This window comes from Rhodococcus sp. NPDC054953, from assembly GCF_053609225.1.
The window spans coordinates 1-26,207 of record NZ_JBSGXD010000015.1; the positions used below are offsets into that span (position 1 = coordinate 1).

Genomic DNA, 26,207 nt, shown 5'->3' on the forward strand with positions numbered 1-26,207 from the left:
GGAAGTGTGCCTCGGCCTGACGGCGGTGCAGGTCCGCGAGCTTGCCCGCGGTGGTGTGGATATCGGGGGCCGCGGTCGCGGCCGGCTCCTGGACGCTGGTCATGGGTACGAGCTTATCGACAGCCGTGCACGCCCGACCGCGCGAGGTCGGCTCGCGGTGCCCGATCAAACCGAAGCTACCTGCGGGTATTGTCCGCCCGCGGTGCCGCCGATCGGTGCGGCGCGGGGCGCCTACGCTCGACCCATGTACACGGACCTGAACCGGCCCCCGCTGAACGCGGCCGCGTTGCGCACCGCGCTCGTCGCGGGCGGCGCCGACCCCAACGCCTTCTATTCGAGCCTCGAGGTGGTTCCGGAGACGGGATCCACCAATGCGGACCTGCTGGCCCGCGCGGTCGACAGCGCGCTCGACCGTGCGGTGCTGATCGCCGAGTATCAGGATCACGGGCGCGGCAGGCATGCGCGCAGCTTCGTCGCCCCGCCGCGGTCGTCGGTGTCGGTGTCGGTGCTGCTGCGGATGCCCGGGCTGCCGCTCGAATCGATGGGCTGGTTCCCGCTGATGACCGGGGTCGCGGTGCTGGACGCGTTGCGGTCCGTCGCGGAGGTGGACGCGGAACTGAAGTGGCCGAACGACGTGCTGATCGGCGGGAAGAAGGTGGCGGGGATCCTCGCCGAGGTCGCGTCGACGGCGCCGGTCCCGTCGGTGGTGATCGGGGTCGGGCTCAACGTGACCCTGACGGAGGCGGAGTTGCCGGTGCCGACGGCCACCTCGCTCGCCGTCGCTGGCGCGGCGACCACGGACCGGGACACCATCGCCCGCGCGTTGCTGCGGTCGCTGGCCGCGCAGTTCACCGCATGGCGGGAGGACGGGTGGCGGGTCGACGGACTTGCCGCGGACTACCGGCGCCGGTGTGTCACGGTCGGGCAGCGGGTGCGGGTGGAACTGCCGGGGGATGCCGAGCTGATCGGCACCGCGGTGGACGTGGACCTGCAGGGCCGGGTCGTGGTGCGTCCCGACGGCGGCGGCGAGGCGGTTGCGGTGTCGGCGGGCGACGTGACGCACCTGCGGCCGTACCCGGGCCCCGCCTGACCGGACGACGCGAGGGGCGCCGACGGTGACGTCGACGCCCCTCGCGGGTCCGGTGGACCGGGCTGGTCAGTACCGGTCGGTGTCCCAGGTGGTGACCGCCCAGATGACCACCACGTCGAGGGCGATGATCAGGATCGACCACAGCGGGTAGTACGGCAGCCACAGGAAGTTGGCGATGATCGACAGTGCGGCAAGGAAGATCGCGGTGATCCTCGCCCAGGTCGCACCGGTCATCAGGAAGAAGCCCGTCAGCGCGATCAGGATGCCGACGACGATGTGGATCCAACCCCAGGTCGTGACGTCGAAGCTGTAGGTGTACTCGGGTCCGAAGACGAGGACGTTGTCCTTGGCGACGGCGGAAATGCCCTGGAAGATCTGCAGAATGCCGACGGTCAGCAGCAGGATCGCCGCCGCGATGGAGGTGCCCGCGGCGAAGCCTTGCTTGACGCTGCCGTCGCTGTGATTTGCCACCGAGTGGTCGGTCATGACCATTCCTCTCCGAAAGTCCCAGCGGCTGCGAGCGCCGATGAGAGATGGGCCGTGAGTGTCCACTGCAGTCTCGGCGCTGCCGCTGCGCGAAACCTCATCCGTCGAGGGTGAGGTTTGCCGGGCGGCGACGGGGAACCCTCGCAGTGGATCCGACTGCGGTGAAAGGGGACGTGATGACGGGCTATCCGGGGACAGGTGGCGGGCCGAGCGCGGGGGAGCGGACGCTGTCGGCCGCCAAGTTCTGGCCGGGGGCGGCGGCGACCGCGCTGGTGACCGCGTTGTCCGGGCTGGTGGTCACCCTGATCGTGCGGGCGTTCGGGCTCGACCCGCTTGCGCCGCCGTGGCTTCCGGAGTTGACCCTGTCGGTACGGTTCGCCGTGCTCGGGTTCATCGCCGCCCTGCTCGCGGCGGTGCTGCTGTACCTGCTGGAGTTGAGCACCCCCGGCGGCGAGTCGTTCTTCGGCTGGATCGTCGGGCTGCTCGTCGTTGCGTCGGTGATCCTGCCGTTCGTGTACGACGCCACCGCGGGCGATCGGGTCGCGACCGCGCTCGTGCACCTGTCGCTGGGTGTGCCGATCCTCGGGCTGCTTCCCGGCGTTGCCCGTCGGGCCCTGGTGTGGAGGTGAGACACGGGCGGGAGGCCCCGGTGCGGCAGGCGCCGCCGCAGTCCTCTCCGTGGCCGCGCGGCCTGATCGTGCTGCTGGGCGCGGCGGGTGCGGTCGTCGCGATCGCCGGAATCCGGGCGTTCTCCGGCATCATCGGCCCCGTCTTCCTCGCGCTGATGCTTGTCGTTGCGGTGCAGCCGCTCGGGGACTGGCTGCAACGCAAGGGCGCCCCGACCTGGGTGGCGGTGCTGGCGACCCTGGCGTCGGTCTACGCCGTGCTGCTCGGCCTGATCGGCGCGCTTGCGGTCTCCGTCGCCCAGCTCGCCACCCTGCTTCCGGAGTACGCGGACAAGGCCAACCAGCTCGTCGCCGACGTGCAGGACTGGCTGATGCGGTGGGACATCGGGTCCGCGGAGCTGGACACGGTGTTCTCCAACTTCGACTTCGGCAAGCTCGTCGGGCTGCTCGACGACATTCTCGCCGGCCTGCTCGGGGTGTTCTCGAACATCTTCTTCATCCTCGCGGTGCTCATCTTCATGGCGATGGATGCGTCCTCGTTCGGTGACCGGATGCGGGCCGTCGCGTTCTCCCGCCCCGACATCGCGTACGCGTTCTCGTCGTTCGCGTCCGGCACCCGCAGCTATCTCGTCGTGTCGACGGTGTTCGGTCTGATCGTCGCGGTGATCGATGCGGGCGCCCTGTGGGCGATGGGGATTCCGCTGCCGATCCTGTGGGGTCTGCTGTCGTTCATCACCAACTACATCCCGAACATCGGCTTCGTGATCGGCCTGATCCCGCCCGCGCTGATCGCCCTGCTTCAGGGCGGCCCGACGCTGATGCTGTGGGTGATCGTCGTCTACAGCGTCATCAACGTCATCATCCAGTCGGTGATCCAGCCGAAGTTCGTTGGCGACGCGGTCGGGTTGTCGGTGACGCTGACGTTCCTGGCGTTGGTGTTCTGGGGTTGGGTGCTCGGCCCGCTCGGTGCGCTGCTGGCGATCCCGATGACGCTGCTGGTCAAGGCGCTGCTGCTGGACATCGACCCGTCGACGAGGTGGGCGAACGCGTTGATCTCCGGATCGCCGCCGTCCGCCGAGGAACTGGTGACCGCCGAGCGGGAGGCGCTGGAGCGAACCAGGGAACTGCAGGCCGCCGCGGCGGAGGATGTCGCGGAGGCGGTCGACGCGGGGGACGGCCCGGGCGCGGCCGCGAGCACCGGCGCCGACCGGCCGGTGTAGGTGGCACACTTTCCGGTCATGGGCTACCCGGACGATGCGCTCGCCGCCGACGAGGAACTGCTGCTGCACCGGCATCCGCACTGGAAGATGCTGGTGCTCCCGGCGGTCACGCTGGTCGTCGCGACGGCCGTCGCCGGCTTCGTCGGCGGGATGGCGCAGGACCGGCTCGACGGCACCGCCCGCACCGTGGTGCTGCTGCTCGTCCTGGTGGCGTGGCTGGCCGTGCTCGGTTGGCGGTGCGCCGCGCCGCTGATCCGGTGGAAGTCCACCCATTTCATCGTCACCGACCGGCGGGTGCTGATCCGGCAGGGCGTGTTCACGCACAGCGGCATCGACATCCCGATGGGCCGGATCAGCAACGTGCAGTTCCGGCACGGGCTGATCGACCGGATGATGCGCACCGGGACGCTGGTGATCGCGTCGGCCGCCGACGATCCGCTCGAATTCGACGACATCCCCGACGTGCAACGCGTCCATTCCCTGCTGTACCACCAGGTGTTCGACGCGATGCAGCTGCACCGCGACGGTGGCGCCGTCGACTTCGGCGGGAACCCGGGCCCGGGCGGCCGGGACGACAGGCGACCACGCCGCGGCTGGCGGCACTGATCGCCGCGGCGCGGCGGGGGATTCACCGCGTGCCGCGGCGCACCCACCCGCGGGTCGCTCCGTACTGTGGTGACGTGACTGCCGTACTTCTCGCCGAGGACGATGAGGCCATCGCCGCGCCGCTGTCGCGGGCACTGAGCCGCGAGGGCTACGAGGTGACCGTCGAGGAGGCGGGCCCGTCGACCCTCGAACTGGCGCTGAGCGGTTCGTTCGACCTGCTGATCCTCGACCTCGGTCTGCCGGGGATGGACGGGCTGGAGGTGTGCAGGCAACTGCGCGCCAGCGGATCCGAACTCGCGGTCCTGATGCTCACCGCCCGCACCGACGAGGTGGACTTCGTGGTCGGCCTCGACGCGGGCGCGGACGACTACGTCGGCAAACCGTTCCGGCTCGCCGAGCTGATGGCCCGGGTCCGCGCGCTGCTGCGGCGCCGCGGCGGGCCCGAGGACTCGACCGTCGAGGTCGGCGACATCCGGCTCGAGCCCGCCGCGCGCCGGGTCCTGGTCGGCGGCAGCGAGATCTCCCTCGCCAACAAGGAATACGAACTGCTCAAGGTGCTGATGGACCGCGCGGGCGAGGTGGTCTCCCGGGACGTGATCCTGCAGGAGGTGTGGGGCGACGCCGACCTGCGCGGCTCGAAGACACTGGACATGCACATGTCGTGGCTGCGTCGGAAGATCGGCGACGAGGGCCCGGTCGGGGAGCGGCGCATCGCGACCGTGCGCGGCGTCGGGTTCCGCCTGAACACCTGACCGCGCGACCACCTGACCGGGAGGGCCGACCGTGCGCCGTCGCATCCAGCTGTCGATCATCGCGGTCGTCCTGGTCACCGGGCTGCTGCTCGGCCTGCCGCTGACCTACACGGCGTGGCTGTGGGTGGAGGACTTCACCCGGAGCGACCTGCAGGCCCGCCTCGACCGGATGTCCGCCGAGATCATCGCCCAGGAGGGGCAGACCGGGCTCGTCGAGGGCACCCTCGACGTCGGGTCGCTGCGGGTCGCGGTCCCCGACGGGGGCAGGCTGACGGTGATCTATCCGACCGCGGAGAACCCGAACGCCCGGATCGACATCGGCGCGGACCGGGTGGATGCGCCGCTCGTCGAGGCGATCTCGATGGGCCGGTCCGGGGCGCTGCGGCTGGAGACCCCGTCCGCGTCCATGCGGATCCTGCAGCAGCAGGCGATCGGTGCGGTCGTCCTCGTGGTGCTGGCCTCGCTCGCGGCGGGCACCGCGGTCGCCACGGTCACCGCCCGCAGGCTGGCCGACCCGCTGCAGGACGTCGCGGACCGCGCGGCCCGACTCGCCAAGGGCGACTTCCGGACCGATGCCCGCCGCTACGGGATCCCGGAACTGGACCGGGTGTCCGACGTCCTCGATTCGGTGACCGTCGAGATCGCGGGCAGGCTGCAGCGCGAACGCGCCCTCGTCGGTGACGTGTCCCATCAGCTGCGGAGCCGGTTGACGGCGGTGCGGCTGCGTCTCGACGAACTGTCGGTGCATCCGGATCCGGATGTCGTCGACGAGGCGAACGCGGCGATGGCGCAGGTGGACCGGCTGACCGCGGCGATCGACGACCTGGTTCGCTCCTCGCGCAGCGACGGCGCGGACCGCAGGTCGCTGGTGGTGATGCCCGAACTCGCCACCGTCGTCGCCGAATGGCAACCCCAGTACGAGCAGCTCGGGCGGTCGCTGGTGCTGCGCGGTGACCGGGAGGTGCGGACCGCGGCGACGCCGTCCCGGCTGCGGGAATCGGTCGCGGTCCTCGTCGACAACGCCTTGATGCACGGGAAGGGCACCTGCACGGTGGTGGTGCGGCTGGTGCCGGGTGTCGGCCCGCGGCGGGAGGCGATGGTCTGCGTCGAGGTGGGTGACGAGGGCGGCGTCAGCGACAAGTTGGCGCCGCACATCTTCGCCCGCGGGTTCTCGGCGGGCGGATCCACCGGTGTCGGGTTGGCGTTGGCGCGGGCGTTGGTGGAGGCCGACGGCGGCCGCCTCGACCTGCAGCGGCGTCGTCCGGCGCTGTTCGCGCTGTTCCTGCCGACCGAGCGGCACCCGGACATCGGGCGGGAGGCGGAGTCGGGGGCCGTGACCGAGCCGCGCTGATCGGGCTCGGTTGGGGCGGTCAGGAACCGCTGTGTTCGGGGTGGGAGAGTTCGTCCGGGGTCGGGTCGAAGCCGTCGTCCCCGCGGACGTTCTCCTCCGGGAAGGCGAACCGACGCAGCGCCCAGAACCGGAACACCATCTGCATCAGATTGCCGATGATGTAGTTGAGCACGAAGTCGATGATCACGACCGTCGTCACGCTGGACTGGTCGGCACGGATGGCGAAGATGTTGTTCGCGATCCACATCGGGGCCGCGGCGATGCCGACCCCGATCAGGCTGATCGCGAAGAAGAGGAGTGCCTCGTGGTGGCGTTCGCGTCCGCCGCGGTTCTTGAACGCCCACTCGCGGTTGAGCACGTAGCTGAGGATGGTGGCCATCACGCCGGAGATGATCTTGGCGACGGTCGGCTTCTGTTCGAGCACCGTGAAGGCCAGCGAGTAGAAGATGGCGAGGTCGAAGACCATTGTGGTGCCGCCGACGATCGCGAACTTGATCAGCTCCCGATGACGCAGCACCACGTCCCGTAATCGTGTGGGTACGCGGCTCAGCGCCTGATCGACAATTGACACAGCAGACTATTCTACGAACTCCGTCGCGCGAGTCCCGACCGGACACTCCGAACGGTGTCCGCCCGCGGCTCCGCGGTGACCTGCGACACCCCGCGTCCGACGGCGGCACCTGCGGCGCGGTCGGGGTGCCGGTCGTGACACCATGGACACTCGTGAGCGTCGATTCCGGATCCCAGCCCCGCCCAACGACCCCCCGCGGCCCGAACGCCGCGATGCCGGTGGTCGCGATGATCGGCGGTGGCCAGCTGGCCAGGATGACGCACCAGGCGGCGATCGAACTCGGGCAGTGCCTTCGGGTGCTCTCCGGCGGACCGGACGAGCCCGCCGCGCAGGTCAGCGCCAACGTGGTACTCGGCAGCCACACCGACCTTGAGGCCCTGCGCGCGGCGGCCGTCGGGACCTCCGCGCTGACGTTCGACCACGAGCACGTCCCCACCGAGCACCTCGACACCCTCGTCGCCGAGGGGGTCAACGTGCAGCCGCCGCCGCAGGCGCTGATCTACGCGCAGGACAAGCTGGCGATGCGCCGCAAGCTGGCCGAGCTCGGCGCGCCGGTGCCCGCCTTCGCGGAGGTCACCTGGGCGGGTGACGTCGAGACGTTCGCGGCCGAGCACGGCTGGGACATCGTGCTCAAGGCGGTCCGCGGCGGCTACGACGGCCGCGGCGTGTGGATGCCCGCGGACGCCGAGGAGGCGGAGGCGATCGTCGCCGAGCAGCTCGACAAGGGCGTGACGCTGATGGTCGAGCAGAAGGTCCCGATGCGTCGCGAACTGTCCGCGATGGTGGCCCGCTCGCCGTTCGGGCAGGGTGCGACCTGGCCGGTCGTCGAGACCGTGCAGCGGCAGGGGCAGTGCGCGGTGGTGATCGCGCCCGCACCGGACCTGCCTGCGGACCTGGCCGCGCAGGCCGAGCAGATGGCGTTGCGGATCTCGTCGGCGCTCGGCGCGACGGGCGCGATGGCGGTCGAACTGTTCGAAACGGTCGACGGCAGGCTGATCGTCAACGAGTTGGCGATGCGCCCGCACAACTCCGGGCACTGGACGCAGGACGGCGCCCGCACCTCGCAGTTCGAACAGCACCTGCGGGCGGTGCTCGACTACCCGCTCGGCGATCCGGCGCCGATCGCGCCGGTCACCGTGATGGCGAACGTGCTCGGTGCGCCCGAGGCGCCGGAGATGAGCATGGACGAGCGGGTGCACCACCTGTTCGCGCGGATGCCCGACGCGAAGGTGCACCTGTACGGCAAGGGCGAGCGCAAGGACCGCAAGATCGGGCACGTCAACATCGTCGGCGGCGCGTCCGGTTCCCTCGACGACCCCGCATACGTTGCCGCGGTCCGGGAACGGGCGGAGCGGGCGGCGCACTGGCTCTCGCACGGGGTGTGGACTGATGGCTGGGACCCGCACGCAGGCAACTGACCGACCGACCCGACACTTTTCAGGAGAGAGATGACGCAGCAGCAGGGACCCCAGGTCGGCCTGATCATGGGCAGCGACTCGGACTGGCCGACGATGGAGGCCGCCGCGGAGGCGCTCGCCGAGTTCGGTATCCGTTTCGAGGTCGGGGTCGTGTCCGCGCACCGCACCCCGCAGCGCATGCTCGACTACGCCAAGGACGCCGCCGGCCGCGGGATCAAGGTGATCATCGCCGGTGCAGGTGGCGCGGCGCACCTGCCCGGCATGGTGGCGTCGGCGACGCCGCTCCCGGTGATCGGGGTGCCGGTGCCGCTCAAGTACCTCGACGGCATGGATTCGCTGCTGTCGATCGTGCAGATGCCCGCAGGCGTCCCCGTCGCGACCGTCTCCATCGGCGGCGCCCGCAACGCGGGGCTGCTCGCGGCCCGGATCATCGGCGCCGCCGACCCGGCCGTTCGGGCGGCGATGGAGAAGTTCCAGGCCGGGCTGGAGACGATGGTGCTGGAGAAGGACGCGGCGCTGCGCGCGACGCTGCTCGGCTGACCGAATCGTCGGACACGCCGGGGTGGCCGGGGCTAGATTCGCAGGGCAACCGATTGCGTAACGCCCTGTAACGGAACATGCCCTGTTGCCGTATGAGCCCCGGAGTGCCGCCATGCCAACACCGCTCGACGAGTACCCGATCCACCAGACTCCGCTGCCGATGGACCGTGTGGTCAGCAGCGACAAGAACTTCTACGATCGCTCGTACTTCAACGCCGTCGACACGGCCGGTGACCTGTTTCTGGTCACCGGGTTCGGGGTCTACCCGAACCTCGGCGTCACCGACGCCTTCGCCACCGTCCGCACCGGCGACCGGCAGGTGTCGGTGCGGTTCTCCGACGCGCTCGAGCACCGATCGCTCGACCTGGCGGTCGGCGGCTACCGGATCGAGGTGCTCGAGCCGCTGCGGCGGCTGCGGGTGGTCTGCGACGGCGACGACGCGGGCGGCCTCGGCTTCGACCTCACCTGGGAGGGCACCTGCCCCGCTGTCCAGGAGCAGTCGCACCTGCTGATGAACGGGCTTCGGCCGCAACTGGAGTCGAGCCGGTTCGCGCAGACCGGGGCCTGGTCGGGGGTGCTGTCCGTCGACGGCCGCGACGTCGCCGTCGACCCGGACCGCTGGATGGGCACCCGTGACCGGTCCTGGGGGATCCGTCCGGTCGGGGACCCGGACCCGGCTGGCCGGTTGCTCGAGCGGCCGTCCGAGGGGTTCTGGTGGTTGTACGTTCCGCTGCGGTTCGACGGGTTCTCGGTGATCGTCATCGTGCAGGAGAACCCCGACGGGTTCCGCACCCTCAACGACGCCACCCGCATCTGGGACGACGGTCGGATCGAGCAACTCGGCTGGCCGCGGGTCGAGTTCGACTACAAGTCCGGCACCCGGCAGGCGCTCGCCGCAACCCTGCACCTCACCGCGTCCGACGGCAGCCCGGTGACGATCGAGGTCACCCCGCGCACCGGGATCGCGTTGCACGTTGGCGCAGGCTACGGCGGCGACCCGGAGTGGACGCACGGGCAGTGGCGCGGCCGGAACTGGTCGGCGCGGTCGGTGTACGACCTCACCGACCCGGCGATCGCGGGCCGAATCCCGTTTGGCGTCAGTGATTTCTCCGCCTCCGCGACCTGTAACGGCCTGCCCGGTGCCGGCCTGTTCGAACACGCGAGCATGGGCAGGCACGACCCGACCGGCTTCGCGGACTGGACCGCCGTCGCGCCGTAGCGGATCGCGCGAGCCGGCTCGGAGGCCGGCTCGCATCGGCTCGGTCACCGTGTGGCTACCTCGCCGGTGCCCGGGCAACCCGTATCGTCGTTACCCGTGCGAAGTAGCTCCCGGTCCGTCGTCGATGACCGCACGCTGTCGTGGCCCGTGCTCGCCGGGGCGGCGGTCGTCGCGGTCGGCGTGGTGATCTGGCACCTGGTTGCGGTGCCGATCGGCAACCCGTTCTACGGGCTGTTCGTCAACTACGCGGATCTGGCGATCTACCGGGCGGGCGGGGACGCGATCGTGCACCGAACCGGGCTGTACGACGGCCCGATCCTGTTCGGGATGCAGTTCACCTATACCCCCTTCGCCGCCCTGGTCTTCGCGCCGTTCGCCCTGATCGGGCAGTCGCTGACCAACGTGATCTGGTGGGTGGCGACGTTTGTCGCCCTCGTCGCGATCGTGGCGCTCAGCCTGAAGAGCCTGCGCTACCGGCTCACCCCGCGGGTCTGGGTGTTCAGCGCCCTGCTCGCGGTGGTCACGACCGCCTTCGAACCGGTCCGCACCACCATCTGGCTCGGCCAGATCAACGTCTTTCTGGTGTTGCTCGTGGTGTGGGACCTGACCAGGGCCGACGGGTCGCGACTTAAGGGCCTCGGTGTGGGGATCGCCGCGGGCATCAAGCTGACCCCGGCGTTCTTCCTCGCCTACCTCGCGCTGACCCGGCAGTGGCGCACCGGTGTGACCGCGCTGTCGGTCTTCGCGGCGACGGTGGCGCTCGGCTTCGCGATCGTGCCCGCCGACGCGTGGTCGTACTGGACGCATCGGATCACCCAGGCCCAGCGGGTCGGCCCAGTCGACGCCCCCAGCAATCAGTCGGTCAACGGCTTCTTCTCGCAGCTGCTCCGCTTCTACGACATCACCCGCTACCGCGATCCGGATACCGGTGTCTTCGCGGCACCGACCTGGATGTGGCTGCTCGGCGCCGCCGTTGCCGCCGCCGTCGGCCTGTCCGCTGCGGTGCTCGCGCACCGCCGCGGACAGGAACTGCTCGCCGTCACCCTGACCGGCATGACATCGGCGGCGGTGTCCCCGTTCTCGTGGGGGCATCACTGGGTGTGGTTCGTTCCGCTGCTGGTCCTCGCCCTGCATTACGCGTTGACCGCCACCGCCCGGCTGCGCTGGCTGGTCCCGACGGCGCTGCTGATTCCGGCGTTCGCCTGGTGGTGGAACTATCCCGACGGTCCGCCGCTGCACGGGGCCGATCACCCGATCGGGATCGGCCTGTTCATGCTGCCCCGCGACGACGCCGGGTGGTCGGCGCAGATCCTGGTGCCGATCTACGCCGGCTGCTACCCGCTGGTCCTGGCGATCACCGCGGCGGGCACCGTGTGGTGTCTGCGCGGCGGCGACGCCGATCGCCGCGACCTGCCCGCCATGCCGGAGCCCGCGGTCGTTCGTGCCGTCCCGCCCCCGACGCAGGTGGTCCGCTGACGTCCCGGCGTCAACGCGCCGACGCACCGCGGGGTTCGATCGGTCCGCACCGCCCTTACGCTTGGCGCATGCCCGACGATTCAGACCGCTTCCGACTCCAGGTGGTGTCGGAGGCGCTGCGCCTGTTCTCCGAGCAGGGGTACGAGGCCACCAGCGTCGACGAGATCGCCGACGCGGCAGGCATTTCGCGCCGGACCTTCTTTCGGCAGTTCCGTTCCAAGGAGGATGTGGTCTTCGCCGACCACGAGATCCTGCTCGAGCAGGCCTCGCAGTTCCTCGGCGCCGACCACCCGGACCCGTGGGGTGCGGTGTGCGACGCCGCGACGATCGTGTTCGAGCGGTTCGCGGACTGGGAGGACGTGGCGACCCGGCGGTACGCCGTCGTGCACCGGGTGCCCGCATTGCGGGACCGGGAGATCGTCACCGGCTACCGCTACGAACGACTCTTCGTCGAGTACCTGCGACGCGCGCTGCCCGACTCGGCGGACCTGGCCCGGGTGCAGTTCGCCGCGTCGGTGATCGCGACCCACAACTATCTGCTGCGGCGGATGGTCCGGGATGGCGTCGAGACCACCTCGCAGGAACTGCGGACCGCGCTCGCCGAGATCCGGCACGGCATCGACCGGGCGGGCGTCGACGGCGGGCGGGACGAGGACGTGGTGGTCGCGGTGTTCCCGCGGGGTCTTGCGCCGCGCCGGGTGGCGGACCTGGTCCAGCGCCGGTTGGAGGCCCGCGACCACGGGCGGTGACACTCAGTGCCGCATTGGTGGCACGTGGTACCCGAGTGGGCGGTCGTCCCTGCGCTATGATGGTCGGCGAATGGCACTGAGTGCCGTGACTCGACTTCCTCTAGGAGCGACTGATGGCTGGAAACCCGGACTTCGACCTGTTCAAGCTCGCCGACGAGCACGACGAGCTGCGGGCCGCGATCCGCGCGCTGTCGGAGAAGGAGATCGCCCCCCACGCCAAGGACGTCGACGAGAAGTCGCGCTTCCCCGAGGAGGCGCTCACGGCGCTGGTGAACTCCGGCTTCAACGCCGTGCACGTCCCCGAGGAGTTCGGCGGCCAGGGTGCGGACTCGGTGGCGACCTGCATCGTCATCGAGGAGGTTGCGCGGGTGTGCGGGTCGTCCTCGCTGATCCCCGCGGTCAACAAGCTCGGCACGATGGGCATGATTCTCAACGGCTCCGAGGAGATCAAGGCGCAGGTCCTGCCGACGCTGGCCGCCGGTGAGGCGATGGCCTCGTACGCGCTGTCCGAGCGGGAGGCAGGCTCCGACGCCGCGGCCATGCGCACCCGGGCCAAGGCGGACGGCGACGACTGGATCATCAACGGCTCGAAGTGCTGGATCACCAACGGCGGCAAGTCGACCTGGTACACGGTGATGGCCGTGACGGACCCCGACAAGGGTGCCAACGGCATCTCGTCGTTCGTCGTGCACAAGGATGACCCCGGCTTCTCGGTCACCGGCCTCGAGCACAAGCTCGGCATCAAGGGCAGCCCGACCGCGGAACTCGCGTTCGAGAACTGCCGGATCCCCGGCGACCGGATCATCGGCGAGCCCGGCACCGGCTTCAAGACCGCGCTGCAGACCCTCGACCACACCCGGCCGACCATCGGCGCCCAGGCCGTCGGCCTCGCGCAGGGTGCGCTCGACGCGGCCATCGCCTACACCAAGGACCGCAAGCAGTTCGGCACCTCGATCGCGTCGTTCCAGAACACCCAGTTCATGCTCGCCGACATGGCGATGAAGATCGAGGCCGCCCGGCTGATGGTCTACACCTCGGCCGCCAAGGCGGAGCGCGGCGAGAAGAACCTCGGCTTCATCTCCGCGGCAGCCAAGTGCTTTGCCTCCGACGTCGCGATGGAGGTCACCACCAACGCGGTGCAGCTGTTCGGCGGCGCGGGCTACACCACCGACTTCCCGGTCGAGCGGATGATGCGCGACGCCAAGATCACCCAGATCTACGAGGGCACCAACCAGATTCAGCGCGTCGTGATGTCGCGCGCACTGCTCAAGTGAGCTGACGGGCGGCACCGGCCCGCGTTCCCCAATGTCACATCGGCTGTCGTGAAGTGATCCGATGTGACATTGGGGAACAGGTGTTTTCGGGGGAGGTGGCTACGCTGGTGCGCATGCCCCGATTTCCGCTGAGCGAGCGGTGGTACCGCTGGAGCGCCGAGCACGTCGCAGGCATCGACCGCGCCATCGCGGCCCCTCTCGTGCTCCTCGGTGTTGCGGCGTCGGTTGGCGTCGGGTGGGTTGACGTGGTGATCGCGCTGGGACTGACCGTGCCGCTTGCCTGGCGTCGCATCCGGCCGGTCGCTGCCGCGGCGGTGGTTGCGCTGTCCTCGGTGGCGTATCTGATCGTCACGACTGACCAGACCAATCTGCTGATGCCCGGGATCTGCGTGCCGATCGCGCTGTACGCGCTCGCGGCATACGGGCCGAGGTGGGCGAGCGGATGGGGTCTGGCGGCGGCCATCGTCGGGGTGACCGTGGCGGGTGTCCGGTATTTCGGCGGCGAGCAGTCCTCCTGGCAGGCGCACGCGTTCCTCATCGCGTTCCTGATCGTCTATATCGTCGCGGTGTGGGCGTTCGGCGATCTCCGCAGGGTGCGTAACCAGGAGTTTGAGGGACTGACCGAACGGGCCCGGCTGCTCGAGCTCGAGCGAGCGCAGGAGGCGGAGCTGGCCGCGCTGGGGGAGCGCACCCGGATCGCCCGCGAAATGCATGACATCGTCGCGCATTCGCTCACCGTGGTGATCGCGCAGGCCGACGGCGGACGCTACGGTGCCAAGGCGGACCCGCAGGCGGCGATCGCCGCGCTGGAGACCATTGCGGAGACGGGGCGGCAGGCGCTCGCCGACATGCGTGCCCTGCTCTCGGTGCTGCGGGAGGACACGCCCCGGGAGACGCGTTCCACCCCACAGGTTTCCGACATCGAGCAGCTCGTCGAGGACCTACGGGCCGGTGGCCTGCTGGTGGACCTGCATGTCGAGGGCGAGGCACGGGACATGTCGCCCGGTGCCGGGCTGACCGCCTACCGGATCGTGCAGGAATCGCTGACCAACGTGCTCAAGCATGCCGGGCCTGCGGCGCGGGTCGTGGTGACCGAGCGGTGGACGGAGCGCGGCCTGCTGCTCTCGATCGTCGACGACGGACGCGGCGCCGCTGGCGCGCTGGTGCCTGCCACCGGGGGCGGGCAGGGCGTGCTGGGAATGCGGGAACGGGCCGAACTGCACGGCGGAACGCTGCACGCCGGCCCGGTCGTCGGTGGCGGCTATCGGGTCCGGGCCGAACTGCCCTACGAGCGAAGGATGTGAGCGTGACGATGACGGACGACGGACGCCCGATTCGGGTGGCCCTGGTCGACGACCAGCAACTCGTTCGGGCCGGGTTCCGGATGGTGATCGACTCCCAGGACGACATGACCGTGCTGGTGGAGGCGTCCGACGGCGCGCAGGCGCTGCGGGAACTGGCCCGGGTGCCGGTCGATGTGGTGCTGATGGACGTGCAGATGCCGAACCTGGACGGCATCGAGGCCACCCGGACGCTCACCGCGCTCGACTCGGCCCCGCGGGTGGTGGTGCTGACCACGTTCGACAACGACGAGTACGTGGTCGGGGCGATCTCGGCGGGGGCCAGCGGATTCCTCCTCAAGGATGCGCAGCCGGAGGAGTTGCTGTCGGCCGTGCGGACGGTGCACCGCGGGGACGCCGTGATCGCGGCCAGGTCCACCCGGCGCCTTCTCCGGCACGTCGGCCCGATGCTGGAGGGGGCGGTGGCCCGGCCCGCGCTGCCGGATCTGACGCCCCGCGAGGTCGAGGTGCTCGAGGCGATGGCGCATGGGCTGTCCAACACCGAGATCGCAGGCAAGCTCATCGTCTCCGAGGCGACCGTGAAAACTCATGTTGGACGGGTCCTTTCGAAGACCGGGTCGCGTGACCGGGTGCAGGCGGTGGTATTCGCCTATCGGTGCGGCCTGGTGCGACCGGAGGATCTGCTCGGCGGGGAGCATCCCGGGGGATGACCGACCGTCATCCCTCAGGATGACCCGACAGCCCGCGCAGATCGCTCGCCGCTCCGATGTGCGACCCCGGCGTGATCCCTACCGTCGAAGCCATGACGAGACCGAACATTTCGGCGGCCCGTGCGGTCGCGTTGAGCAAGCGGTACGGGGACGGTGACGCGGCGGTCCGCGCGCTCGACGCCGTGGACGTCGACTTCCGCCGCGGCGCCTTCACGGCGATCATGGGGCCGTCGGGTTCCGGCAAGTCGACGCTGATGCACTGCCTGGCCGGCCTGGACACGCCGTCCGGGGGTCGCGTGTACCTCGGCGACACCGACCTGACCGGGCTCGACGACCGTGGCCTGACCGAGCTGCGCCGCGACCGGATCGGGTTCGTGTTCCAGGCGTTCAACCTGCTGCCGGTGCTCACCGCGGAGGAGAACATGCTGCTACCGCTGCGGCTCGCGGGCGTCGAGGCGGACCGGATGTGGATGCATCAGATGGTGGCCCGGCTCGGCCTCGCGGACCGGTTGGGCCACAAGCCGCATGAGCTGTCCGGCGGGCAGCAGCAGCGGGTCGCGGTGGCCCGGGCGCTGCTGCCGCGTCCCGACGTGGTGTTCGCCGACGAACCCACCGGGAACCTGGACTCCCACGCGGGCGCGGAGGTGCTGGACCTGCTGCGGGCCAGCGTGCGGGAGGTCGGCCAGACGGTGGTGATGGTGACCCACGACCCGGTCGCCGCGTCCTACGCCGACCGCGTCGTGCTGCTCGCCGACGGCCGCGTCGCCGGGGAAATCATCAGTCCGACACCGGATTCGGTGCTTGAGACGATGCGCGATCTGGTGGCGCGCGCGTGCTGAGGCTGACGCTCGCGCAGGCACGGGCACACGCGGGCCGCTACCTGGCGTCCGGCGCCGCGATCCTGATTGCGGTGGCCTTCGTGGTCGCGACCCTGGTGTTGGGCGCAACCACCTCGGCGAGCGTGACGAATTCGCTTGCCGGTCAGTACTGGTCGTCGGCGGTGGTGGTCGACGGCCTCGCCGACGACACGCAGGCGCGGACGGTTGCGGCGACCGTTGCCGGCCTTCCCGGGGTTACGGCGGTGAGTGTCGACGCCGCGGCGCCGGTGAAGGTGGCGGCCGCGGGCCGGGGCAGGCTGTTCGGCACCCTCGCCACGCTGGCCGAGCAGGCGGAGCTCCGATGGCAACGACTGGCGGAGGGCAGGTTCCCGGCCGCGCCCGGCGAGATCGCGGTTGGATCCGACGCCGGACTCGTCGTCGGGGACACGGTCGCGGTCACCGTGCGGGGCGCCCGCGACGACGAGTCGACGGAGGCGAGCACCGGCACCGCGACGGTCGTCGGTTCGATCGACCTGTCCGGCAGCGCCCAGCGACTCGGCGGCGTCTCCGTCTACACCACCGGGCCGCAGCTGCGGGCGTGGGCGGGCGCCGCCGCCGATCACGAGCTGCGGGTCGCCGGGGACGGTGATCCGGAGCTGCTGCGGCAGGCCGTCACCGCGGCGCTCGGTCCGGACCTGGGGGTGCGGACCGGCGCCGAGCAAGCCGAGCGCGTCTCGGCGAGCTACCTCGGCGACACCGACACCATCCGCAACGTGCTGCTCGCGTTCGCCGCGGTCGCGGTGGTGGTGGCCGGGCTGGTCATCGCGAACACGTTCGCGGTGCTGCTCGCCGCGCGGACCAGGGAACTGGCGCTGCTGCGGTGCGTCGGGGCCACCGCACGCCAGATCCGCCGGGGCGCCCGGATCGAGGCCCTCCTCGTCGGCGCCGCCGCATCGATCGCCGGGGTCCTCGTCGGAATCGGGTTGGCGTCGGCGGTGACCCTGGCGGCGGAGGCGGTCGACGCCCCGGTGCCGCTGGACACCCTCGCGGTCACCCCGACCGCGGTCCTCGCCGGCCTCGCGGTCGGAATGGTCGTCACCTACCTGGCCGCGGTTGCGCCGGCGCGGGCCGCGACCCGGGTGTCGCCGCTGGCCGCGCTTGCGCCCGCCGAGGCCGTCGTCGAACCCGCCGCCGCCTCGCGGGCCCGCCGCGTCGCCGGACTGACCGGGCTCGTCGGCGGGGTCTGCGTGCTTTGGTTCGGGGCGTCCGCCGAGCAGGTGCTGCTCGCCTGCGCGGGCGGGATCGTGACCGCGCTCGGCGTCGTGCTCCTCGGCCGCAGCATCGTGCCGCCGCTGGTGGCGGCGGTGGGTCGGGTGCCCGCACGGCTGATCGGGCCGCTGGGGGAGGTGGCCGTCGGTAACGCGCTGCGCAATCCGCGCCGCACGACGGCGACCGCGACGGCGCTGCTGGTCGGCGTGACGGTCACCGCGACGATGGTCGTCGGCATCGCGACGGTCGGGGCGGCGGCGCCGCGAGAGTTGAACGAGCAGTTCCCCGTCGATGTGACGATCGACGCCGATGGCGGCCTGCCGCCGGGCCTCGACGCGGGGGTGCGCGGCATCGACACGGTGACGGCCACCGCGCCGCTGCTCGGGACCGAGGTGGTCGCCGGGGAGGGCACCCGGCTCACCGTCCTCGGTGTCGACCGGGTCGACGGCGCGGCGACGCTGCGGATCCCGCTGGTGTTGCCCGCGGACGGGGAGATCTCGCTGTCGCCCGAGCAGGCGGACGCGGTGGGTGTCGTGCCCGGCGGCAGGCTGGACGTGGAGCACGCCGGTACCCGCCGCTCCCTGACCGTGGTCGCGGGCCGGGAGGGACAGCCCGCGTTGGTCGGCCCGGCCGACGCACTCGCCCTCGCCGCGGTTCCGCAGTCCCTGTGGATCCGGCTGCTCGACGGTCTCTCCGACGGCGAGCTGGCCGCGGCACAGAACGAGATTGCCGACGTGGCAGAGGAATTCGCACCAATGGCCGAGGTGAGCGGCGCGGTGTCGATGCGCGCGGCGATCGACTCGATCCTCGATGTCCTGCTATTGGTGGTGGTCGGGCTGCTGTCGGTGGCGGTGCTGATCGCGCTGATCGGGGTCGGCAACACGATGGCGCTGTCGGTGATTGAGCGTCGCCGCGAGTCGGGCCTGCTGCGGGCGCTCGGCGTCACCCGGTCCGGCCTGCGGTCCGTGCTGATCTGCGAGGCGGTGCTGGTCGCGGTCGTCGCGTCGGTGCTCGGGGTGCTGCTTGGGTCGATCCTCGGTGCGGCGGGGACTGCGTCGGTATTCGGTTGGGACGGACTGACATTCGGAGCGATCCCCTGGCTGCAGCTGATGCTGATCGTGCTGGTCGGCGGAATCGCCGGGGTGCTCGCCGCGGTCCTGCCCGCCCGGACCGCCGCTCGCGCCGTCCCGGTGGCGGCGCTGGCCGGGTGAGGTGACCGCGAGGCGGGCGGGGACCGGGACGTCGTCAGCGCAGCACGAGCAGCGTGACGACGGAGTCCTCGCCCGCCTCGAGCCGGTGCACGACCCCGGCGTCGACGTGCACGGCGGTGCCGGCAACCAGGGTGACGGTGCGGTCCGCGGTGGCGAAGGTGACGGACCCGGTCTGGCCCTGCACGAGGATCGGGAATCGTGCCTGATGGTCCTCCATGGTCTGTCCGGCGCGAAAGCTCAGCCGCACCACGGTGACTCCCGCCTGCGCGCCGAGCCGCTCGATGCGCGGTGAGGACCCGTCCTGCGGATTGCTATGCCGCAGCCCGGTGATCTCGGTGAGGTTTCCGGTGTTCGGGTGGGTGCTCATGTTGCCCTCCTGTGGCGATCGCTGCACACGACGCGGCCCGTCACGGACGCCGCGCGGTGACCTTCTCCGACTCGACGCGTCGATCCATCCGATCGGCGTCCGGGCTGCTCACCTGAACCAGCGACGCGCCAGCGGCCAGCACCGCAAGCAGCCCGTCGACGAGTTCGCCCGCGGTGGTCCAGTCCGACGTCGACAGGACCCGATCCTCGCCGGTGAACCCCTGTGCTGCCGCGGACCCGGTGGCGGCGTCGAGCACCTCGCTGATCGTCCGTCCGTCCAGCGCCGGGGCGTCGGCGGATGCGGGGTCGGGGCGGAACTGGTCGCCGTGCACCCGCACCGACGTCGCATAGTCGGTGACCCCGACCGGGAGGTTGTCGGCGGGGCGGCCGAACGCGTCGAGGGAGAGGACCGCGACCTCGGCGGCTTCGGACGCCTCGTCCAGCCGGTCCGCCGTGATCAGTGCCAACTCCGCATCCGGGTCCGGCTCAAGCACCACCTCCGTGCCCGCCCACCAGCAGCCGAGCAGCACCGCAGCGGTCTGCCAGTGCGCGGGTAGCAGGACGCAGACGCGGGACCCCGGGACCAGGCCGAACTCGTCGCGAATCAGGTTGGCGGTCTTGGCCGCCCAGTTCGCGAGGGTCAGCGCGGACAGCTCGATCCGGGCGCCCGACAGGTCGTCGTACCAGGTGACGCGGGGTCCCGCCGGGTCGCGCTGCAGGATCGGATCGAGCAGTGCCGCGGTGAGAGTGGGTGCTGCTGCCATGGTGTCGCGGTACTCCCTCGGTTCGCCTGCGCGGGTCGCGCAGGCTCCTGCTGTTGACGTGGTCGGTCGGCCCGCCCCGGTCAGTTCACGCACTGCGGTCCGGAGCGTCCCGCATCGATCGGCGGCCCGGGCGGGACCGGTGTCGGGCTGGTCCCCAGGTCGAGGATGTCGGATGTCGGCTCGGCCGAATCCCTCGTGGATTCGGACCCAGGTCCGTCGTAGTCCGCGGCGAGGACCACCCGAACCGTGTTCCGCGCCAAGGAGGAATCCTGCACCACCGGCAGTCCGCCCAGTGCGTCGGCCGCCGACGTGGCTGCGTCGGAGTCCGGGTCGGCGGCCAGCAGCTCGCTCGCCGACACCGACTCGCCGGTGTTGTTCCCCACGACACCGACCTGATACCCCTTCGCGGACACCGCGTCCGAGACCCGGCCCGCGAGACCCCCGATGGCGCTGTCGTTGACCACGTCGACGGTGACGGTGGCGGGATCCACGGTCGGCACCGGATCGGACTCTCCGGCGGATGCCTCGGTGTCGGCCTCGCCCGCGAGCTCGGCGACGTAGCGGCGGACGGCCTTCGGCTCCACCTGCACGATCGACTCGCCGTAGTCTGTCATCGCGTTGATGTCCACCACCGGGATCGTCTCGAACCTCACCTGACCACCGGCCAGGCTCTGCAGTTCCTTCGCGAAACCGATGACGTCCCAGTCCTCGTCGAGCACAACGGACCGCTGGACGGCGGACGTCAACTGCGACAGTTTGCCGGGGTTGCTCAGGGTTTTCGCGCTGATCACCTCGTGCACCAGGGAGGCCATGAACACCTGCTGTCGCACGATCCGGTCCAGGTCGCCGCGCTGCAGGCCGTGCCGTTGGCGCACGAACGACAACGCCTGCGCGCCGGACAGGGTCTGCTCGCCTGCCGGGAAGTTCGCGCCGGACAGGGGTTCGTCGACCGCCTGGTTCAGGCACACGTCGACGCCGCCGACCGCGTCGGTGAGCAGGACGAACCCGAGCAGCCCGATCTCGGCGTAGTGATCGACGGTGACCCCGGTCAGGTCGGCGACGGCGGTGATCAGCGCCTCCCGGCCTACCTGGGTGGACTCCTTCTCCGCGGTTGCGTCGTCGGTGCCCTCGTCGATGAGCTGTTGCTTCTCGGTGGCCTTCGTCGCACCGAATGCCGCGTTGATCTTCGACATCCCGACGCCGGGAACCTTGACGTACGAATCACGCGGAATGGAGATCGCGGTCGCGGACTCGCCGTTGTTGGGGATCCGCACGAGCACGATCGTGTCGGTGTTGTCGGCCTCGGCGTCACCGGCGCGCAGCGCCTCAAGTTCCTGGGTGCTGAGCGGGTTGCCGTGCGCGTCGGTCCGGCTGTCCGTGCCGACCAGCAGCAGGTCCAGCGCGCCGTCCTTGGTGCCGCCGAGACCGAGTCGGGCGGTCGCGAGGCTCGACTCCAGCGCGTCGACGCTGCGCCACGCAAAGCCCGTCACGACCAGGACCAGGGCAGCGACGATGGCGACCCCGACCTGCACCGGCCGGGCCCGGGCCGGGCCGGGGTCGGGCCGCCGCTGGTCGCCGCGCCCACCCCCGACGCTCCTCGCTCGCGGTCCGCTCGCGGCCGACCGGCGTGCCCGCCGCTCGCCCGCCGCCCTGTTGTCCGGCAACACTGCCCCTCACCGTTCTCCGTCAATCCGTCGTCCAGGCTAACGGCGAACACCCGGAGACCCGGTGACCCGAAACCGGCGTGCCAGACTTTGTGCTGTGACGAAGATCCTTGTGACCGGTGCAGGCGGGCAATTGGGCAGGCAGGTGCTGCGCCGGTGGTCCGCGGGCGCCGGGGACGGTCTCGACGTCGTCGGGGTGACCTCGCGCGAGCTGGACATCACCGATGCGGACGCGGTGCGGGACGCGGTCCGACCCGGAACCGTCGTCCTGAACTGCGCGGCCTACACCGCCGTCGACGCCGCGGAGGCCGACGAGGCGGCGGCCGCGGACGCCAACGTGACCGGCCCGCGGATCCTCGCCGAGGCCACCGCCCGCGTCGGCGCCCGACTGATCCACCTGTCGACCGACTACGTGTTCCCCGGGGACGCGTCGGAGCCGTACCAGGTGGACGACCCGACCGGCCCGCGCACCGTGTACGGGCGCACCAAACTCGCGGGGGAGCGGGCGGTGCTGGCCGCGGACCCGACCGCGGCGGTGGTGCGGACCGCGTGGGTGTACACCGGGACCGGGACCGACTTCGTGGCCACGATGCTTCGGCTGCAGCGTGAGCGCGACACCGTCGACGTGGTCGACGACCAGGTCGGGTCGCCGACCTACGCCGCGGACCTGGCGGACGCGCTGCTTGAGCTCGCGGCCCGCCCCGATGTCACCGGGCGGGTGCTGCATGCGACGAACGCCGGGCGGGCGAGCTGGTTCGAGTTGGCGCGGGCCGTGTTCGCCGCCGTCGGGGCCGATCCGGCGCGGGTCCGCCCGTGCACCAGCGCCGCGTTTCCGCGGCCTGCCGCGCGGCCCGGGTACTCGGTCCTTGCCCCCGCCGCGTGGGTCGGGGCGGGTCTGACCCCGCTCCGGCCGTGGGGTGATGCCCTGGCGTCCGCCCTGACCGAACTCCCCGACTAGGGTGGCTGGCGTGAGTTCGCAGCTGGCCGTGGTGACGGTGACCTATTCGCCAGGCATTCATCTCCAGGAGTTCCTGGACACCCTCGAGGACGCGACCGAACTGTCGACGCAGGTCATCCTCGCCGACAACGGGTCGACCGACGGTGCGCCCGAGGCAGCCGCCGAGACGCGCGAGCACGTCCGACTCCTGCGGACCGGCGGAAACATCGGCTACGGCGGTGCGATCAACCGGGCCGTCGCCGAGCTCGATCCGGCGGCCGAGTTTGTGGTGATCGCCAACCCGGACATTCGGTGGGACGCGGGGTCGATCGACGAACTGCTCAAGGCCGCGGCCCGGTGGCCGCGGGCCGGCGCGTTGGGGCCGCTGGTGCGGGAACCGGACGGCAGCGTCTACCCGTCGGCCCGGCACGTGCCTGGCCTGGTGTCCGGGGCGGGGCACGCGGTGCTCGGCACGGTGTGGCCGTCGAATCCGTGGACCACCCGCTACCGGCAGGAGGACGAGGAGATCTCGGAGCGGTCGGTCGGCTGGCTGTCGGGGTCGTGCCTGTTGGTGCGGCGGGCCGCGTTCGACTCGATCAACGGTTTCGACTCCCGCTACTTCATGTACATGGAGGACGTGGATCTCGGTGACCGCCTCGGCCGGGCGGGATGGCACAACGTGTTCGTGCCGTCGGCGGCGGTGACCCACGCGAAGGGGCACGCGGCCGGACGTCATCCGGAGCTGATGCTGCCCGCACATCATGCGAGTGCGTACCGATTCCAGGCCGATCGCCACCCGCACTGGTGGCAGGCGCCGCTGCGGTGGGCGCTCAAGGGGGGCCTTGCGGTGCGATCGAGAGTGGCCGTCTCGGCGGCCGTACGGAGCAGGGCGAAGGACGAGGGGAACTGACAGATGACGAACGACGGTGCGGTGACGGGTGATGCCGCTGTGACGCCGGACGCCGGGTCCGTGGACGCGGTGGTGCTGGTCGGGGGGAAGGGGACCCGGCTGCGGCCGCTGACCCTGTCGGCGCCGAAGCCGATGCTGCCGACGGCGGGGCTGCCGTTCCTGACCCACCTGCTGGCCAGGATCAAGGCGGCGGGCATCACCCACGTGGTGCTCGGCACCTCGTTCAAGGCGGAGGTCTTCGAGGAGCACTTCGGGGACGGGTCCGATCTTGGACTCGAGATCGAATACGTCACCGAGACCGAGCCGCTCGGCACCGGCGGCGGCATCCGCAACGTGCTGCCGAGGCTGCGTGCCGACAACGTCGTCGTCTTCAACGGCGACGTGCTGGGCGGGATGGACCTGCGGGACGTGCTCGATGCGCACCGCACCAACGAGGCCGATGTCACCCTGCACCTGGTGCGGGTGTCCGATCCGCGCGCGTTCGGCTGCGTCACCACCGACGCCGACGACCGCGTGACGCACTTCCTGGAGAAGACGCAGGACCCGCCGACCGACCAGATCAACGCCGGCTGCTACGTCTTCAAGCGCGAGATCATCGAGAAGATCCCGTCGGGCCGGCCGGTCTCGGTCGAGCGTGAGGTGTTCCCGAACCTGCTCGCCGACGGTCGCCGGGTGTTCGGATTCGTCGACAACTCGTACTGGCGGGACATGGGCACCCCCGAGGACTTCGTCCGCGGGTCCGCCGATCTGGTGCGGGGCATCGCCCCCTCGCCCGCGCTGGACGGACAGCGCGGCGAATCGCTCGTGCACCCCGGTGCCGGTGTCGCGCCCGGCGCGGTGCTGATCGGCGGCACCGTGGTCGGTCGCGGCGCCGAGGTCGGTGCCGGGGCCCGGTTGGACGGTGCGGTGCTGTTCGAGGGTGCGGTCGTCGAGGCCGGTGCGACCGTCGAGCGGTCCATCATCGGATTCGGTGCCCGGATCGGGCCGCGGGCGCTGGTGCGGGACGCGGTGATCGGTGACGGCGCCGACGTCGGCGCCCGCTGCGAGCTGCTGCGCGGGGCGCGGGTGTGGCCGGGGGTGACCCTGCCCGACGGCGGGGTGCGGTTCTCCACCGACGTCTGACGACGAGTGTTGCGGGATGCAACCCGGTCGCGTGTGACCGCCCACACGCTGGCAGGATGGCATCGCGTGACTGCGTCCGCACCCGTCTTCCATCGATACGTCGCCCTCGGTGACTCCTTCACCGAGGGGCTCGGTGACCCGGCTCCCGCACGCCCCAACGCGCTGCGGGGCTGGGCGGACCGGGTCGCCGAGCAGCTCGCCGCCCGCACCGACGACTTCGGGTACGCGAACTTGGCGATCCGGGGCAAGCTGCTCGGCCAGGTGCTCGACGATCAGCTGGACGCCGCCCTCGCGATGTCACCGGACCTGGTGACGGTGTACGCGGGCGGCAACGACATGATGCGCCCGTCCGTCGACATCGACGCGCTCGTCGCCCGCTACGACGACGCCGTCGGCAAGCTCACCGCGGCGGGCGCGACCGTGGCGATCTGGACCGCCTACGACGCGGGCTGGGACGCGGTGTTCCGGATGTTCCGCGGGCGCACCGCGATCTACAACGAACTGGTCCGTGGGGTCGCCGACCGGCACGGCGCGACGCTGATCGACTTCTGGCGGTTCGACGGCTATGACGACGACCGGATGTGGGACTGGGACCGGCTGCACATGTCCACCGCCGGGCATCAGCGGATGGCCGTCGAGGTGCTCGATGCGCTCGGGGTGCCGCACGAGCTGACGCCGCCCGACCTCGGCCCGGCGCCGGTCCGGTCCAGGGCGGAACAGAAGAAGATCGACTCGACCTGGCGGCGCGAGTTCCTGATGCCGTGGATCGGGCGCAGGCTGACCGGGAGGTCGTCGGGCGACCACGTCACCGCCCGCAGGCCCGTCCTCGCGCCGATCGCCGTCACCGACTGACGCCCCGCCGCCGCGCGCGCGGGCGGTGAACGCCCGTGTGCACACAGATGCCCGCATCGCCGTGCACGTGTGCGGTGAATGCCCGTGTGCACAGGGGTGGTGTGGTGTGCGCGGGGGTGTTCGGCGTGCAGTGGGGGTGTTGGTGCGGGATCGGGTGTGTGTACAGGGGTGTTGTTGGCGGGGTGCGGCCGGCCGTCGCGGGCCGGTCTAGGGTCGACGAGTGCAGCAGAACCCACAGCAGGACCGCTTCGACCCGATCCGGGATCCGCGTCCGGGCGACACGCCGTGGCCGCAGATGACCTGGCCGATCCCCGCCGGAACGACGCTGACCGGGCGCGTCGTCGAACTGACGCCGACGGATCCGACGGCGGACGCGGCCGAACTGTTCCGCGCGCTCGACCACGACGCCGTGTGGGCGCACGTCCCCGGCCGACCGCGCGATCCCGCGCACTTCGCGGAGATCCTGGCCGCTCGCTGCGCGCTGCCGGACTGGCAGCCGTGGACGGTCCGTGCCCGCGGGCCGCTCGGTGACCTTCCCGCCGGCGCGGCGGTCGGCGTCACCTCCTACCTCGATGTGAGTGCACACGACGCCCGAGTCGAGATCGGGTTCACCCTGTACACACCCGCGGTCTGGGCGGGCGCGGTCAACCCCGAGACGAAGCTGCTGCTGCTCGGGTACGCCTTCGACACGTTGGGGGCGGGACGGGCCCAGCTCAAGACCGACACCCGCAATCACCGCTCGCAGCAGGCGATCGCGCGCCTGGGCGCCACCTATGAGGGCACGCTGCGCCGCCACTTCCGTCGGGAGGACGGCACGATCCGGGACTCGGTCATGTTCGCCGTCACCGTCGACGACTGGCCGGACGTCCGCAGCGGACTCGAGTCGCGGCTCGGCGCCTGAACCG

At 71.1% G+C, this 26,207-nt stretch carries 26 protein-coding genes; 21 read left to right on the top strand and 5 right to left on the bottom strand.

Features of this window, described 5'->3' with window-relative positions; all coding sequences use genetic code 11:
• The first annotated feature begins 244 nt into the window (after positions 1-244).
• Positions 245-1,090, top strand: a complete 846-nt coding sequence (locus ACWF62_RS12090; RefSeq protein WP_378506898.1) for a biotin--[acetyl-CoA-carboxylase] ligase — start codon at positions 245-247, stop codon at positions 1,088-1,090.
• A 66-nt stretch (positions 1,091-1,156) separates the two neighbouring features.
• On the opposite strand, the gene ACWF62_RS12095 is transcribed toward ACWF62_RS12090, so the two are convergent.
• The gene (locus ACWF62_RS12095) at positions 1,157-1,582 is read right to left on the bottom strand and encodes a DUF7144 family membrane protein (protein ID WP_378506899.1); all 426 of its coding nucleotides are present in this window, start codon (positions 1,580-1,582) and stop codon (positions 1,157-1,159) included.
• A gap of 170 nt (positions 1,583-1,752) precedes the next feature.
• Here ACWF62_RS12095 and ACWF62_RS12100 point away from each other — a divergent pair, with 170 nt between their 5' ends.
• From ACWF62_RS12100 to ACWF62_RS12120, 5 genes are all read left to right on the top strand, one after another.
• A complete protein-coding gene (locus ACWF62_RS12100; RefSeq protein WP_378506900.1) occupies positions 1,753-2,205 on the top strand; it encodes a DUF6069 family protein in 453 nt (150 codons plus the stop codon).
• Entirely contained in the window at positions 2,202-3,422 is a 1,221-nt protein-coding gene (locus ACWF62_RS12105) for an AI-2E family transporter (protein ID WP_452630170.1), read from the top strand. Before ACWF62_RS12100 ends, ACWF62_RS12105 begins: the two co-directional genes overlap by 4 nt.
• 18 nt (positions 3,423-3,440) lie before the next feature.
• Positions 3,441-4,028, top strand: a complete 588-nt coding sequence (locus tag ACWF62_RS12110) for a PH domain-containing protein (RefSeq protein ID WP_378506902.1) — start codon at positions 3,441-3,443, stop codon at positions 4,026-4,028.
• Positions 4,029-4,102: 74 nt separating this feature from the next.
• Positions 4,103-4,780, top strand: coding sequence for a response regulator transcription factor (locus ACWF62_RS12115; RefSeq protein ID WP_378506903.1), 678 nt, complete (start codon positions 4,103-4,105; stop codon positions 4,778-4,780).
• 31 nt (positions 4,781-4,811) lie between these two features.
• Positions 4,812-6,131, top strand: a complete 1,320-nt coding sequence (locus tag ACWF62_RS12120) for a sensor histidine kinase (RefSeq protein ID WP_452630171.1) — start codon at positions 4,812-4,814, stop codon at positions 6,129-6,131.
• A 19-nt stretch (positions 6,132-6,150) separates the two neighbouring features.
• Here ACWF62_RS12120 and ACWF62_RS12125 read toward each other — a convergent pair whose 3' ends face one another.
• Positions 6,151-6,702 carry a GtrA family protein gene (locus ACWF62_RS12125; RefSeq protein WP_452630173.1) on the bottom strand — a complete coding sequence of 184 codons (552 nt, stop codon included), beginning with the start codon at positions 6,700-6,702 and terminating at the stop codon, positions 6,151-6,153.
• 212 nt (positions 6,703-6,914) lie between these two features.
• Between ACWF62_RS12125 and ACWF62_RS12130 the strand changes: the two genes are divergently transcribed.
• The 10 genes from ACWF62_RS12130 (at position 6,915) to ACWF62_RS12175 (ending at position 18,687) form a co-directional block, all read left to right on the top strand.
• On the top strand, positions 6,915-8,120 hold the full coding sequence (locus ACWF62_RS12130; RefSeq protein ID WP_378570332.1) for a 5-(carboxyamino)imidazole ribonucleotide synthase: 1,206 nt from the start codon (positions 6,915-6,917) through the stop codon (positions 8,118-8,120).
• A gap of 30 nt (positions 8,121-8,150) precedes the next feature.
• On the top strand, positions 8,151-8,660 hold the full coding sequence (purE, locus tag ACWF62_RS12135; RefSeq protein WP_452630174.1) for a 5-(carboxyamino)imidazole ribonucleotide mutase: 510 nt from the start codon (positions 8,151-8,153) through the stop codon (positions 8,658-8,660).
• A gap of 112 nt (positions 8,661-8,772) precedes the next feature.
• On the top strand, positions 8,773-9,879 hold the full coding sequence (locus ACWF62_RS12140; RefSeq protein ID WP_378570274.1) for a hypothetical protein: 1,107 nt from the start codon (positions 8,773-8,775) through the stop codon (positions 9,877-9,879).
• Between the two features lie 96 nt (positions 9,880-9,975).
• Positions 9,976-11,355 carry a glycosyltransferase 87 family protein gene (locus tag ACWF62_RS12145; protein ID WP_378570276.1) on the top strand — a complete coding sequence of 460 codons (1,380 nt, stop codon included), beginning with the start codon at positions 9,976-9,978 and terminating at the stop codon, positions 11,353-11,355.
• A 68-nt stretch (positions 11,356-11,423) separates the two neighbouring features.
• Entirely contained in the window at positions 11,424-12,104 is a 681-nt protein-coding gene (locus ACWF62_RS12150) for a TetR family transcriptional regulator (RefSeq protein WP_378506909.1), read from the top strand.
• A gap of 113 nt (positions 12,105-12,217) precedes the next feature.
• Positions 12,218-13,378, top strand: a complete 1,161-nt coding sequence (locus ACWF62_RS12155; RefSeq protein WP_378506910.1) for an acyl-CoA dehydrogenase — start codon at positions 12,218-12,220, stop codon at positions 13,376-13,378.
• 113 nt (positions 13,379-13,491) lie between these two features.
• Complete coding sequence (locus tag ACWF62_RS12160) at positions 13,492-14,682, top strand: sensor histidine kinase (protein WP_452630176.1); 1,191 nt, start codon at positions 13,492-13,494, stop codon at positions 14,680-14,682.
• Positions 14,683-14,690: 8 nt separating this feature from the next.
• A complete protein-coding gene (locus ACWF62_RS12165) occupies positions 14,691-15,389 on the top strand; it encodes a response regulator (RefSeq protein ID WP_378570334.1) in 699 nt (232 codons plus the stop codon).
• A 92-nt stretch (positions 15,390-15,481) separates the two neighbouring features.
• Positions 15,482-16,228 (top strand): ABC transporter ATP-binding protein, encoded by a 747-nt coding sequence (locus ACWF62_RS12170; protein ID WP_378506912.1) that lies wholly within the window; start codon positions 15,482-15,484, stop codon positions 16,226-16,228.
• The gene (locus ACWF62_RS12175; RefSeq protein ID WP_378570282.1) at positions 16,222-18,687 is read left to right on the top strand and encodes an FtsX-like permease family protein; all 2,466 of its coding nucleotides are present in this window, start codon (positions 16,222-16,224) and stop codon (positions 18,685-18,687) included. The genes ACWF62_RS12170 and ACWF62_RS12175 overlap by 7 nt, the downstream gene beginning before the upstream one ends.
• 34 nt (positions 18,688-18,721) lie before the next feature.
• On the opposite strand, the gene ACWF62_RS12180 is transcribed toward ACWF62_RS12175, so the two are convergent.
• From ACWF62_RS12180 to ACWF62_RS12190, 3 genes are all read right to left on the bottom strand, one after another.
• On the bottom strand, positions 18,722-19,054 hold the full coding sequence (locus tag ACWF62_RS12180) for a cupin (protein ID WP_452630177.1): 333 nt from the start codon (positions 19,052-19,054) through the stop codon (positions 18,722-18,724).
• A 40-nt stretch (positions 19,055-19,094) separates the two neighbouring features.
• A complete protein-coding gene (locus ACWF62_RS12185; RefSeq protein WP_452630178.1) occupies positions 19,095-19,817 on the bottom strand; it encodes a TIGR03089 family protein in 723 nt (240 codons plus the stop codon).
• A gap of 80 nt (positions 19,818-19,897) precedes the next feature.
• Entirely contained in the window at positions 19,898-21,349 is a 1,452-nt protein-coding gene (locus tag ACWF62_RS12190) for an LCP family protein (protein WP_452630209.1), read from the bottom strand.
• A gap of 229 nt (positions 21,350-21,578) precedes the next feature.
• Between ACWF62_RS12190 and rfbD the strand changes: the two genes are divergently transcribed.
• The 5 genes from rfbD (at position 21,579) to ACWF62_RS12215 (ending at position 26,203) form a co-directional block, all read left to right on the top strand.
• Complete coding sequence (gene rfbD / locus ACWF62_RS12195; protein WP_378506916.1) at positions 21,579-22,439, top strand: dTDP-4-dehydrorhamnose reductase; 861 nt, start codon at positions 21,579-21,581, stop codon at positions 22,437-22,439.
• A 10-nt stretch (positions 22,440-22,449) separates the two neighbouring features.
• Complete coding sequence (locus ACWF62_RS12200; RefSeq protein WP_378506917.1) at positions 22,450-23,328, top strand: glycosyltransferase family 2 protein; 879 nt, start codon at positions 22,450-22,452, stop codon at positions 23,326-23,328.
• Positions 23,329-23,331: 3 nt separating this feature from the next.
• Positions 23,332-24,450, top strand: a complete 1,119-nt coding sequence (locus ACWF62_RS12205) for a mannose-1-phosphate guanylyltransferase (RefSeq protein WP_378506918.1) — start codon at positions 23,332-23,334, stop codon at positions 24,448-24,450.
• 66 nt (positions 24,451-24,516) lie between these two features.
• On the top strand, positions 24,517-25,302 hold the full coding sequence (locus ACWF62_RS12210) for an SGNH/GDSL hydrolase family protein (RefSeq protein ID WP_378506919.1): 786 nt from the start codon (positions 24,517-24,519) through the stop codon (positions 25,300-25,302).
• 220 nt (positions 25,303-25,522) lie between these two features.
• The gene (locus ACWF62_RS12215) at positions 25,523-26,203 is read left to right on the top strand and encodes a GNAT family N-acetyltransferase (protein ID WP_378506920.1); all 681 of its coding nucleotides are present in this window, start codon (positions 25,523-25,525) and stop codon (positions 26,201-26,203) included.
• Positions 26,204-26,207 lie beyond the last annotated feature (4 nt).

What these genes read in the sequence shown, in the direction of transcription:
- ACWF62_RS12090 (WP_378506898.1), top strand. Translation starts at nt 245, where the DNA reads ATGTACACGGACCTGAACCGGCCCCCGCTGAACGCGGCCGCGTTGCGC.
- ACWF62_RS12095 (WP_378506899.1), bottom strand. Translation starts at nt 1,582, where the DNA reads ATGGTCATGACCGACCACTCGGTGGCAAATCACAGCGACGGCAGCGTC.
- ACWF62_RS12100 (WP_378506900.1), top strand. Translation starts at nt 1,753, where the DNA reads ATGACGGGCTATCCGGGGACAGGTGGCGGGCCGAGCGCGGGGGAGCGG.
- ACWF62_RS12110 (WP_378506902.1), top strand. Translation starts at nt 3,441, where the DNA reads ATGGGCTACCCGGACGATGCGCTCGCCGCCGACGAGGAACTGCTGCTG.
- ACWF62_RS12130 (WP_378570332.1), top strand. Translation starts at nt 6,915, where the DNA reads ATGCCGGTGGTCGCGATGATCGGCGGTGGCCAGCTGGCCAGGATGACG.
- purE (WP_452630174.1), top strand. Translation starts at nt 8,151, where the DNA reads ATGACGCAGCAGCAGGGACCCCAGGTCGGCCTGATCATGGGCAGCGAC.
- ACWF62_RS12140 (WP_378570274.1), top strand. Translation starts at nt 8,773, where the DNA reads ATGCCAACACCGCTCGACGAGTACCCGATCCACCAGACTCCGCTGCCG.
- ACWF62_RS12150 (WP_378506909.1), top strand. Translation starts at nt 11,424, where the DNA reads ATGCCCGACGATTCAGACCGCTTCCGACTCCAGGTGGTGTCGGAGGCG.
- ACWF62_RS12155 (WP_378506910.1), top strand. Translation starts at nt 12,218, where the DNA reads ATGGCTGGAAACCCGGACTTCGACCTGTTCAAGCTCGCCGACGAGCAC.
- ACWF62_RS12160 (WP_452630176.1), top strand. Translation starts at nt 13,492, where the DNA reads ATGCCCCGATTTCCGCTGAGCGAGCGGTGGTACCGCTGGAGCGCCGAG.
- ACWF62_RS12165 (WP_378570334.1), top strand. Translation starts at nt 14,691, where the DNA reads ATGACGGACGACGGACGCCCGATTCGGGTGGCCCTGGTCGACGACCAG.
- ACWF62_RS12170 (WP_378506912.1), top strand. Translation starts at nt 15,482, where the DNA reads ATGACGAGACCGAACATTTCGGCGGCCCGTGCGGTCGCGTTGAGCAAG.
- ACWF62_RS12180 (WP_452630177.1), bottom strand. Translation starts at nt 19,054, where the DNA reads ATGAGCACCCACCCGAACACCGGAAACCTCACCGAGATCACCGGGCTG.
- ACWF62_RS12185 (WP_452630178.1), bottom strand. Translation starts at nt 19,817, where the DNA reads ATGGCAGCAGCACCCACTCTCACCGCGGCACTGCTCGATCCGATCCTG.
- ACWF62_RS12205 (WP_378506918.1), top strand. Translation starts at nt 23,332, where the DNA reads ATGACGAACGACGGTGCGGTGACGGGTGATGCCGCTGTGACGCCGGAC.